This window comes from Ruminiclostridium papyrosolvens C7, assembly GCF_000421965.1.
Taxonomy (GTDB): domain Bacteria; phylum Bacillota; class Clostridia; order Acetivibrionales; family DSM-1351; genus Ruminiclostridium; species Ruminiclostridium papyrosolvens_A.
Map to the genome: position 1 here is coordinate 35,938 of NZ_ATAY01000020.1, position 11,691 is coordinate 47,628.

Sequence of the window (11,691 nt, forward strand, 5' to 3'; positions counted from 1 at the left end):
TACATAAATATAATAAAAAAAGGAGGTGAGAAAATGATAATGACCAGTAGTAATTTACTAAAACTTAACTTGAATCAGGACAGCGGCAATGACATTTTGAATATTAAATCCAAAACGTCACAGAGTTCACCCGGCACATCATTTAAATCAGTACTTGATAACACTGTAAACAATTATTCAAAACGTAATGATACTGCAGCAAACAACAATACCGCACAGGATAATGACAGTAAAACGAAATTTAAATCATTTGCAGAAGTTCAGATGAGTAAAAAGTCTGTATCCACAAAGTCAGTAGTGCAAGTCGATTCCAATAAGGAATTAGCAAATGTAAGCAAAGACGAAGCTCAAGCATCTGAAAAGTACGATGAGCAGATATCAGCTCTTGCACAAATGCTGGGGATTGCGCCCGGACAGTTGGCTGACCTTGCAAAACAACTTGGTTTTTCGTTGAAAGATCTCAAGAATATTGACAAATTGACTGTTTTTATGCAAAAGGTATCTGATTTGCTTGAACTCAATGACAAGCAAAAGGACATTCTGCTAAAGTTGACTACAGAAGTTACAAACCAGATAAAACCCGAGTCAGAAGGTGTTACTGAAACTACTAATAACATTCCGGCAGGTGAGGATATTAATCCACAGGCAGGAAAAGTGTCTATTGATTTGTCAAAGGTAGCTTCAAATATTAAAGAGAAGCTGGACACACTTATTGAAAACGGACAGAATAATCAGGGGCTAATTAGTGACGAAGCAGCAAAAATAATAGCGGTAATGAAATCTCAGTCGCAACCAGTGGAAACTGCCGTTTCTCAAAATACTGATACTGATGTTGTAGAGGAAGTATCTCTTGAAGGTGACAATAAAAAAGCTGATACTAAAAAAATTGATACTGAAACTAAAACAAAAGATGTGCCCAAGGAGAATAATGATGAAAGTACAGAGTCAACCAAGCCACATTTGGGACTGCAAGGGTTGAATACTTCAGCTCAAACAGCAACAACAGATGAGCAGAATTTGACTCAGAATTTTCAAGCAGTAGGAGACGTTAAGTCCGTCCTAAATAACAGCCAGGTAACTGCTGAAAAATCAGTTTTTTCAGTTCGCCAGCCAATTAAAACCTCAGAGGTTGTAAATCAGGTTATGGAACAAGCGAAAGTGATTTTGGGACAGGATAAAACAGAAATGGTCATTCAGCTAAAGCCTGACCACTTAGGAAAGCTTGAACTAAAGGTTGTTACTGAGCAGGGTATAGTAGCTGCAAAATTTATAGCTGAAAGTCAGCAGGTAAAAGAAATTATTGAAACAAACATGCAGTTACTAAAGGATTCACTGCAAAAACAGGGCATAGCTATAGACGGTGTGAGTGTTCAGGTTGGACAGGAGAACAGAAGTGAAAACCGTAATCAGAGTTTGACTCAAGGCAAAAATAACGGTTCAGGAAATGGAATTAAACATGCAGAAGGTGTGACAGGGTCAAATGTTGCCGGAGCAAGTCTCTTGGAGAATCTTCCCGAGAGGTTGGCACAGTATACCGATGACCTGAATACAATTAACCTGACTGCATAGAAAGGAGGTACGTTTATGGCACAAACAAGCGGAGTAAATAACTCACTGACAATTGACCAGATAATCGAAAGTACCAAGAGCAAGCAGGATGCAGCTGCCAGAAAAACCGGCGGTGAGCTTGGGAAAAATGATTTTCTTAATCTTTTGGTAACACAGTTAAGATATCAGGATCCATTGCAGCCTGTAGACGACAAGGAGTTTATAGCCCAAATGGCTCAATTCAGCTCTCTTGAACAAATGCAGAATATGAACGGTTCAATGACTAAATCTCAGGCATTCACCCTGATAGGAAAGGTTATTTCAGCAACAACAACAGATGACAAAACTCTTGAAGTTAATTCCGTACAGGGTACAGTTTCAAGTGTTAAAATGAAGGATGGAAAAACCTTTGTTGTGGTTAATAACAAGGACATTGATGTAGACAGTATTGCACAGGTTGATGACGCACTTTACAATTCTTATGCAAATCTGGCTGACTATTCAAATCTGTTAGGTTATAAAGTAAAAGGTGCGGTATATGATTCATCCAACGGTAATGTTATTTATCTCTCAGGAAATGTAAAACAGATTCAGAGAGGTGCTAACGAGGACTATGCCGTAATGGACGGTGTAAACGTTGAGATTGCGGAAGCAACAGGCTCGACTGCTGTAGACCCGAATTATCTCAAAAATTATCTTGAACAAAAGGTAAACGGAACAACCGAAGCTGATAAGCAGGTTAAGGTAACCATAAAGGATAGTACCACAGGAGCAAAGGTACCTGTTACAGCAACATTGAAGAGCTATAGTATAGATGAAAACACTGGTAAGGTAACCGCAGTACTTGATAACATGTATATATCAGTGTACAGTGTATCAAATATACAAAAGCCATAGGCAGACACATTGGGAGTTGCTAAGTGAGAGAAGGTGAGTTATGGTAATCAGTAATAATTATTCAAACAGGATAATTAAGCCGCCATTAACAACCGGGAACGTTCAAACGGGGAATCCCAGAAATGTCAACAACAATGCTTCAGGAGTTAATTTTGAAAATTTTCTTCAGCAGGCGATTGACAAGGGTTCCGGAGTTAAATTTTCAAAGCATGCTGAAATTAGAATGCAAGCCAGAAATATTGATCTTACCCAGACTCAAAAGGACAAGATCAGTAATGCAGTTTCAAAAGCTCAGCAGAAAGGGATTAAGGACTCGCTGGTAATACTTGATGACATGGCATTTGTTGTTAACGTAAACAGTAAAACGGTTGTAACGGCAGTGAACAATAGTGAATTAAAAGAAAACGTATTTACAAACATTGATGGTGCAATTTTTGCATAGCAAAGTAAAATTCGGCTGGACCCAAACGGGAGGCTGAAAATGTTCCCGAACGACGGACGGAACAATAAGATAACCTTAAATGAGGGGGTCAAAAAATTATGATGAGATCTATGTTTTCTGGTGTATCAGGACTAAAGGCACACCAGGCAAAAATGGACGTTATAGGTAATAACGTTGCAAATGTAAACACATTAGGTTTTAAAGCAGGAAGAGTAACCTTCCAGGAAATATTCAACCAGACTTTGAGAGGTGCAGGAGCACCTGATGCTGCCACTGCAAGAGGCGGTACAAACCCTATGCAGATTGGTTTGGGTATTGCAGTTGGTTCAATCGACAACCAAATGACCGGCGGAAGTCCGCAAAGAACCGATAACCCTACTGATTTGTCCATTTCAGGAGACGGCTTCTTTATAGTGAAGGGCTCCACTGCTGATACCTTTAAATTCACCAGGGCGGGAAACTTTGGTCTGGACAAGTTGGGAAATCTGGTATCCGGCGACGGTATGAATGTGTATGGTTGGACTAAGTATGAAACATTGGGTGATGGTACTGTAAAGTTTGATACTGAAACCCAGATTGGACCGATAAATCTGTACTCTGATGCAACCAACGGAAATAAGAAGATAATAGCAGCTAAGGCTACTACTTATGCAGAATTTTCAGGAAACCTGAATTCAGCCTATGCAACTAAAGCGTCCACTGACACTACAGCACAGTTTTCTGTACCTTTTACCATTTATGATTCTTTGGGGAATGCTCATGAGTTGAATGTAAACTTTAGAAAAACCGACTCAACATTAACTATTCCTGTTACTAATCCAGATGGTACTACTGGTACGCAACCCGCTACACAATGGACTTACAGTATTAGTGATAAGGACGGCAACAGTGTTTCAGCTACGGAAGGTAAGGTTATATTCGATTCGAAAGGTAAGTTGGTATTAGGAGATACAACTTCTCCTGAACAGGCTGTTTTAAATTTTGATCCGGGCGCAGGTAGCGGTACAGATAAGATTGATATTACTCTTGACTTCAAAAAGTTAACTCAGTACGCAGCTGATAGCTCCGTGAAACCATCTAATGTTAACGGATATACAACAGGAAACCTTGTTACCTTCAACGTCGGTTCAGACGGTATGTTAACAGGCGTTTACAGCAATGGTCAGCAGCAGCCTTTAGGACTTATAGCACTTGCAGGCTTTGACAATCCTGCCGGCTTGCAGAAGGTTGGAGGAAACCTGTTTATACCGACAACCAACTCCGGTGACTTTATTAAAGGTGTACCGGCAGGTTCACAGGGAGTGGGTACATTGAGTCCGGGTACTCTAGAAATGTCCAATGTAGACCTTTCAAGAGAGTTTACGGATATGATTATTACACAGAGGGGTTTTCAGGCAAACAGCAGAATAATAACAACATCAGATGAAATGTTGCAGGAGCTAGTAAACCTAAAGAGGTAATTTATTAGTTAATAATAACTACTATAGACTAAGGCTTAAAGCCTAGTCTATAGTAGTAAAATATCGATTTAGGTCCTGTTTTGTAAATTTGTTGAGATTTATCTATTGTGTTTTTGGAGCAAAAATATTATGATAAGATTAACCAGGTTAAACAAGACGTCCTTCGTCTTGAACAGTGATTTAATAGAGTGTTTTGAGAGTACACCAGATACTGTTATAACACTTACCAACGGTAAAAAATATGTAGTTTGTGAGAACGTTGATGAAGTTGTTAAAAAAGTAATGCAATTTAAAGCCGGTATTTTAAAATATGCTAATGAAAATTAGCCCTGAAGTTCTGGATATTTGATAAACCTGAATAAATAATGTGTTTACATTTTATATGCTAATGTAATTATTTGCTGGATACATAAGCTTGAAGGGGGAAATAAATTTGGAGGGAAAAAGCAGCTATTTTATTTTATTGGTGATTGTAGCTTTTCTATCTATAACACTTGCTTTCCTTGCAATAGGGTTCTTCTTTTTTGGAAATAACGGTTCCGGAGGAGATCAAGAAGTTGTTGTTGTAACCGACAAGGTACCGTCAGATGAGGATCTGGCTATAAAAACAATTTTTGAGAACAGGAACTTTAACCTTAAAAAGACAGACAACAAACAGGTAGCGGTTATATCAATCAGTGCAAGTATGAAGTATTATAAGACCACTGATGACTTGAAAGAAGAAGAAGTGGCCGCAAAGATTGATTTCTATTCAAAAGAAATTAATCAGGCTATAGGCACTTATTTTCAAGGGTTAACTCTTGACGATGTTAGTCAGCTTGACGCTAAGAAGAAAGCTTCAGATTGTCTCACTAAAGAGATAAATGAAATATTGACCCAAAATGAAAAAAAGACAAGTCCACTTGTTTATAATTTAATCTTTGACTACTGGTTATATCAATAGGGGGTGAGCTTGTGGGTGATATACTTTCTCAAAATGAGATTGATGAGCTGCTAAAAGCTTTAACAACAGGCGATATAGATGTTCAGCAGATTCAATCAACTAAAACCGAAAAGAAAGTTAAAATTCATGACTTTAAAAAACCGCCTAAGTTTGCAAATGATCATAAAAGAACATTGCAATTTATCAATGAAAACTATGCGCGACTCGTTCAGTCGTTTTTATCGGGATATTTGAGATCATTGGTACAGGTAGATGTTTTGTCGGTGGATGCCCTGCAATATAGTGAATTCAGTAACTCTCTGGCAAACCCGATAATTCTTGCCATTGTTGATTTTACTCCATTAAATGGTTCTGTTATATTTGAAATGGACCCTAGCATTGCATATGCCCTTATTGATAGGATTCTTGGGGGCAGAGGTGCATCAATGGAGCGTGTCCGTTCATTCACAGAAATAGAAATAGCTATTATAGAGAGGATTATCATTCAGATGCTCAATTTAATGAGAGAGCCTTGGGAGAGTATAATTGCCATAAAGCCAAGGCTTGAAAAAATTGAGACAAATGCACAGTTTGCACAGATAATCCATCCGAATGAAATGGTTGCTTTGATTACATTGAATGTTGTAGTCGGAGAAGTAAAAGGTATGATTAATATTTGTATTCCGCATATGACAGTTGAACCTATAATGCCTAAGCTCAGTACTAAACTTTGGTTTACCAATGTTGAGAATGAAAAGATTGAACATAATAAATCCGATATTGAGTTTAAGATTGAACATACATATGTTCCGGTCAGGGCAGTATTGGGAAGGACTTCCATAAGCATAAGCGAGTTTCTTGATTTGCAGAGCGGAGATGTTTTGCCTCTTGATACAAATGTTAATGGAGACCTTGAAATATTGGTAGGTGATTTGCCTAAGTTTAATGCTAAACCAGGTGTAAAAAAGAATAAAGTGGCAGTTAAAATTACTGAAGTTCTTAGAAGGGAGGAAGATTAATGGGAGATATGCTCACACAAGCAGAAATAGATGCACTATTGAATGGTACTTCCTCTTCAGAAGAACCAGACGACGCAACAGGCAGCAATAGTACAACTGAAACATTAACATCACAGGAAATTGATGCGCTGGGTGAAATTGGAAACATAAGCATGGGTACTTCTGCAACAACACTATTTACTTTATTATCCCAGAAGGTAACAATAACTACTCCTAATGTAACACTATCTACTTGGGAGGAGTTATCCAAGAGCTATTCTTCTCAGTACGTTGCTGTAAAAGTAGAATATACAGACGGATTGATTGGCTCTAATCTTTTAATCTTAAAGCAGGATGATGTTAAAATCATTACTGATTTAATGATGGGAGGAGAAGGTGTCAAAATAGAAGGCGATCTGACCGATCTTCATTTAAGTGCAATCAGTGAAGCCATGAATCAAATGATTGGGTCCTCAGCGACATCTATGTCGTCCATGTTTTCCAAGAGGATTGACATATCACCACCAAAGGCTTATACTGTAAGTTTTGACAGCAGTGATCCATATGGTGAATTTAAGCCGGATGAGCAGTTGGTTAAAATAGCATTTAAAATGGTTGTTGGAAACTTGATTGATAGTGAAATAATGCAGTTGCTTCCGATTAAGTTTGCTAAGGAACTTGTATCGTCATTATTCAATTCAACAGAAGATAAACGGGATTCTGTAATACCTGAACCGCCGAAAACTCCTGTTCCACCACAGCAGGCTCCTTCGTTCAGTAATCAGAATTCATACATCGAGCCACCTGTACAACCGGTAATGCAGCCGCAAATGCAACAGCCGATGATGCAAACAGGCCATGCCTAACTTTGGCTTTGACGGAGGTTATCAGGAGCCTCAAAGGCAAAGGAGTCCTGTAAATATTCAGCCTGCACAATTTCAGGCTTTTGATGATGGGCTTTCAGCAACAGAGAAAAAGAACATAAGCCTTATTATGGACTTGCCTCTGCAAGTAACAGTTGAACTGGGAAGAACTCAAAAAATTAATAAAAGATATACTTGAGTTTGGATCAGGTTCAGTAATTGAGCTTGATAAACTGGCTGGTGAACCGGTTGACATTTTAGTCAATGGTAAAGCTATTGCCAAGGGAGAAGTTGTTGTTATTGATGAAAGCTTTGGTGTAAGGATTACAGATATAATTCATCCATCAAAACGATTATAGTTATAAAATCAACAAATTGTTAAGGAGAGATAAGTTATGGGGAAGAGTATTTTAATTGTTGACGATGCAGCATTTATGAGGATGATGATTAAAGATATTTTATCAAAAAACGGTTATGAAATAGCTGCAGATGTTGACAATGGGTTAAAGGCAATCGAAAAATATAAGGAACTTACTCCTGATTTGGTTATAATGGATATCACTATGCCTGAAATGGATGGTGTAACAGCAGTTAGAGAGATTAAAAAAATACATAGTGATGCTAAGATTATCATGTGCTCAGCTATGGGACAGCAGGCTATGGTTATTGAGTCAATTCAAGCAGGTGCAAGGGATTTTATAGTTAAGCCATTCCAAGCAGATCGTGTTGTTGAAGCAGTAAAGAAAGTTATTGGTTAACAAAAAACAGGCTTTAAATTGTGATATCCTGCTGAGTGCTGAGAAGGCTGTATGTTGAAGGAATTTGTTTCTATTGCCATACAACTTTTACTGATAACAGCAGGATATTTTATAATGGATGAGTTAGTCGGCTTAAAAGCATGTAAGTAACAAAAATTGCAGAGGGGCTTAATGAATTATGGGGAAGGTATTTACTGTTATACTGGCTTTTATAGTAGTTATGGTTCTATTGCTTCTGACTACAAGGTATCTGGCCTATAAGTCCAAGAAAATCCTTAAAGGAAATTACATGCAGATTATTGAGACCCTTAACCTTGGCACTAGTAACAGGATTCATCTTATTAAAGTTGATAATGAATTTTTTATTGTAGCTGCTTCAAATAAAAATGTCGAATTTTTATCAAAAGTTAGTATCAATGATTATCAGGAGCAAGAAGTAAAAAATCCAATTTCAGAGGTTGTTGATTTTACATCAATACTGAAAAAATACACTAACGGGTTAACTTTTGGTGCAAAGACTAAAGAAAAAGTCCCTGAACCCTCACAACATGAAAATGAAAGTGAGAATAATGTGGTTTTCAGGAATAATTTAGAAAAGCTAAAAAACCTGTCTAATAGTATGAATAATCATCGGAGCGAAAATGGATAAAAAGAGGAAAGTTAAAAGGTTAATAATATTTACCGGAATTCTGGTTGTTATTTTTTGCTTAATGGGCGGACAAGCTCTTGCTGAACCAACAGTATCTGTTACTAAAGACGGCGTAAATATAGGCGCATCCAGTGACCCTAAAGAGGTTTCTTCAAGTATACAGCTTTTAATAACATTAACGGTTCTGGCAATTGCACCTTCAATATTGATTATGATGACAGGCTTTACCAGGATAATAATTATTCTGTCCTTTTTACGAAATGCTCTTGGAACTCAGCAGATGCCGCCTAATCAGGTATTAATAGGTTTAGCTTTATTTATTACACTGTTTGTTATGAGTCCCGTACTGTCTGATATTAATGAAAATGCATTTCAGCCCTACACAAACGGGAAAATTACACAGCAGCAGGCTATAGATAAAAGTTCTCAAAGCATTAAAACCTGGATGGTTAAGCAGATTTTCAGTAATAAAAGGGAAAAGGATTTGGAGTTATTTATGACTCTTGGAGGTCAGAAGGATCCTGTAAAGGTTCAGGATGCTTCTAAGCTGTCACTTACCATAGTTGCACCGGCCTTTTTAATAAGTGAACTTACCGTAGCATTTAAATTTGGATTTTTGATATTTCTTCCCTTTTTGATAATTGATATGGTTGTATCGAGTGCATTGATGTCAATGGGTATGATGATGCTTCCTCCAATAATGATTTCATTGCCTTTTAAGATATTACTATTTGTACTGGTGGACGGATGGTCTATGCTTACACAATCAATTATTACTAGTTTCGCCCGGTGACGAGCCGGGAGGATAAAGTTGGTTTGTATATTGAGTAATAGTTTTACGTTAGTGTATAGAGGGGTGGATTCTCAATGGACGAGAGCAGCATTATAAACATTGCACAAGAAGCTTTAAAAGTAATATTGTATGTATCCGCACCTATTCTGCTAATCAGTATGGTTGTCGGTTTGGTAATAAGTATTTTTCAGGCAACTACACAGATTCAGGAGCAGACTTTGACCTTCGTTCCGAAAATTTTATCGGTTGTGGCTGCCATAGCACTTTTCGGCTCATGGATGTTGAGAGTATTGATAGAATATACACAGAATATATTTATAAACATTAATCAGTTTATAAAATAATTTGGGAGTTGAGAGCATTGCAGATACCTTTTGGTATGTTGCTTAACAATGTAGAACTATTTCTGCTTGTATTTGTAAGGATGACAGGATTGTTTGTAACAGCTCCCATTTTTGGAAGAAGGAACATACCTGTATACTATAAAGTTGGATTTGCCTTTATAACTGCTATTTTAGCGTCTAGTGTCATAAGGGTTGATCATATAATTAATACTGATAATTTTTTAATTTTTGCTTTATATATATTAAAAGAATTCTTAGTCGGTATAATATTAGGATTTGTAGCTTATGCGGTATTTACATGTATATATCTGGCGGGACAGATTATTGACATGCAGATTGGGTTTGGAATGGTAAATGTTTTTGATCCAATGTCAAATATACAGATTCCTGTTACTGCAAATCTTTATTTTATATTGGCAATGATTATTTTTTTGGTGACAAATGGGCACCACATGTTGATTAAGGCTTTATTTGAAAGCTTTCAGATTGTTCCGTTAGGAAGCGGAGTAATTGGTCCCAAGCTTACAGACGATGTAATAGGCCTTATAGCGGGAGTCTTCAGTATGGGCTTCAAAATAGCCGCTCCCGTAGTAGCTGCAATTTTTATTACTGATGTGGTTTTGGGAATTATATCAAAGACTATACCTCAAATGAATGTATTTATACTTGGTATGCCTTTGAAAATATTTTTAGGTATACTTATTGTTATGATAACAATACCTGCTTTTGTATATATAGTAACAGTTATTACTGATGACATGAATACACAGATATTCAAGTTCCTTAAGGATATGGGGAATTCCTTGAAAACATAAAAATTTATTCGTCGCCAATTGGAGGGTGGAATGAGAAACCCCATAACAAACAATATATTTGAAGCAGATTGTAGGTTGGAATTAAATTATCAACTTTTTGCATCCGGTGGTGCAGAGGATAAAACAGAGAAAGCAACTCCAAAGAAGAAAAGTGATGCAAGGAAAAAGGGCCAAGTATTTCAGAGCAGAGAAGTGACAGCATCATTAATCCTTATTGTAGCTGTTGTTGCAATGAGGATATTCGGCGGTACAATTTATGCACAGCTTACACAATATTTGAAAAAGACATTTAATGATTATCTTACAGTCAAGGATGCATTAGATTTTAATATACTTGCAAATCTATTTATTGATGTCTTAATGGTTCTGGCAAAAACGGTGCTACCTTTACTTCTAGTGGCTTTTCTTACGGCACTAATTGTTAATTATGCACAGGTCGGGATATTGTTTACTATGGAAACCTTGAAAATCAAGGGAGACAGAATAAATCCATTAAGCGGCTTTAAAAGGATTTTTTCTATAAGGTCGGTAGTAGAACTATTAAAGTCAATTATTAAGATAATAATTGTGGGGTGGGTAGCGTACTCATATCTCAAATCAAAAACCGAACAGGTTTTAACCCTGATTGATACTGATTTGATGAGTGTATTGATATTTATAGCTGATGCAGCATTCACCGTGGCTTTAAGAATATGTATGGCTATGGTGATTCTGGGATTTGCCGATTATCTATATCAAAGATATGACTATGAAAAGAACCTAAAAATGACTAAACAGGAAGTTAAAGAAGAATATAAACAGATGGAGGGAAATCCTGAGATTAAGTCCAAAATCAAGCAGAAACAGCGTCAGATGTCGCTGAAAAGAATGATGCAGGATATTCCAAAGGCTGATGTAGTTATAACCAACCCTACGCACTTTGCCGTAGCGTTAAAGTATGATTCAGAAAAGTCGACTGCACCATTTGTAGTGGCAAAGGGGCAGGATTATATAGCACTTAGAATAAAACAAATAGCCGCTGATAACAAGGTACAGATTGTTGAAAACAAGCCATTGGCGAGAACATTGTACAGTACAGTAGACATCGGACAGGCTATTCCGCCTGATCTATACCAAGCTGTTGCAGAAATACTTGCGTTTGTATACAACTTGAAAAACGGCGGTAAGGCAGGATAGCGGCGAAGTTTTACTTATGAAAAGGG

13 protein-coding genes and 1 pseudogene are annotated in these 11,691 nt (G+C 37.2%); all 14 read left to right on the top strand.

Annotated elements, in window-relative coordinates; genetic code table 11:
• The first annotated feature begins 33 nt into the window (after positions 1 to 33).
• Positions 34 to 1,569: a flagellar hook-length control protein FliK gene (locus L323_RS25160; RefSeq protein WP_020814411.1), complete on the top strand. Its 1,536-nt coding sequence runs from the start codon at positions 34 to 36 to the stop codon at positions 1,567 to 1,569.
• Positions 1,570 to 1,584: 15 nt separating this feature from the next.
• Positions 1,585 to 2,445: a flagellar hook capping FlgD N-terminal domain-containing protein gene (locus tag L323_RS25165; RefSeq protein WP_020814412.1), complete on the top strand. Its 861-nt coding sequence runs from the start codon at positions 1,585 to 1,587 to the stop codon at positions 2,443 to 2,445.
• 40 nt (positions 2,446 to 2,485) lie between these two features.
• Complete coding sequence (locus tag L323_RS25170; RefSeq protein WP_020814413.1) at positions 2,486 to 2,887, top strand: TIGR02530 family flagellar biosynthesis protein; 402 nt, start codon at positions 2,486 to 2,488, stop codon at positions 2,885 to 2,887.
• A gap of 98 nt (positions 2,888 to 2,985) precedes the next feature.
• Positions 2,986 to 4,347 carry a flagellar hook protein FlgE gene (locus tag L323_RS25175; protein ID WP_020814414.1) on the top strand — a complete coding sequence of 454 codons (1,362 nt, stop codon included), beginning with the start codon at positions 2,986 to 2,988 and terminating at the stop codon, positions 4,345 to 4,347.
• A gap of 129 nt (positions 4,348 to 4,476) precedes the next feature.
• A complete protein-coding gene (locus L323_RS25180; RefSeq protein ID WP_020814415.1) occupies positions 4,477 to 4,674 on the top strand; it encodes a flagellar FlbD family protein in 198 nt (65 codons plus the stop codon).
• 106 nt (positions 4,675 to 4,780) lie between these two features.
• Positions 4,781 to 5,290, top strand: a complete 510-nt coding sequence (locus L323_RS25185) for a flagellar basal body-associated FliL family protein (RefSeq protein WP_020814416.1) — start codon at positions 4,781 to 4,783, stop codon at positions 5,288 to 5,290.
• Between the two features lie 11 nt (positions 5,291 to 5,301).
• Positions 5,302 to 6,288 carry a flagellar motor switch protein FliM gene (gene fliM / locus L323_RS25190; RefSeq protein ID WP_014313936.1) on the top strand — a complete coding sequence of 329 codons (987 nt, stop codon included), beginning with the start codon at positions 5,302 to 5,304 and terminating at the stop codon, positions 6,286 to 6,288.
• Positions 6,288 to 7,489: pseudogene (gene fliY, locus L323_RS40540) on the top strand (flagellar motor switch phosphatase FliY). Before fliM ends, fliY begins: the two are co-directional and overlap by 1 nt.
• A 36-nt stretch (positions 7,490 to 7,525) precedes the next feature.
• A complete protein-coding gene (locus L323_RS25210) occupies positions 7,526 to 7,888 on the top strand; it encodes a response regulator (protein ID WP_004621994.1) in 363 nt (120 codons plus the stop codon).
• Positions 7,889 to 8,066: 178 nt separating this feature from the next.
• Positions 8,067 to 8,537 (top strand): flagellar biosynthetic protein FliO, encoded by a 471-nt coding sequence (locus L323_RS25215; RefSeq protein ID WP_020814418.1) that lies wholly within the window; start codon positions 8,067 to 8,069, stop codon positions 8,535 to 8,537.
• The gene (fliP, locus tag L323_RS25220; RefSeq protein ID WP_020814419.1) at positions 8,530 to 9,330 is read left to right on the top strand and encodes a flagellar type III secretion system pore protein FliP; all 801 of its coding nucleotides are present in this window, start codon (positions 8,530 to 8,532) and stop codon (positions 9,328 to 9,330) included. The genes L323_RS25215 and fliP overlap by 8 nt, the downstream gene beginning before the upstream one ends.
• A gap of 74 nt (positions 9,331 to 9,404) precedes the next feature.
• Complete coding sequence (fliQ, locus tag L323_RS25225) at positions 9,405 to 9,674, top strand: flagellar biosynthesis protein FliQ (protein ID WP_014313932.1); 270 nt, start codon at positions 9,405 to 9,407, stop codon at positions 9,672 to 9,674.
• A gap of 17 nt (positions 9,675 to 9,691) precedes the next feature.
• Positions 9,692 to 10,489, top strand: a complete 798-nt coding sequence (fliR, locus tag L323_RS25230; protein ID WP_020814420.1) for a flagellar biosynthetic protein FliR — start codon at positions 9,692 to 9,694, stop codon at positions 10,487 to 10,489.
• Between the two features lie 30 nt (positions 10,490 to 10,519).
• Positions 10,520 to 11,665: a flagellar biosynthesis protein FlhB gene (gene flhB, locus L323_RS25235; RefSeq protein ID WP_020814421.1), complete on the top strand. Its 1,146-nt coding sequence runs from the start codon at positions 10,520 to 10,522 to the stop codon at positions 11,663 to 11,665.
• The last annotated feature ends 26 nt before the right edge of the window (positions 11,666 to 11,691 follow it).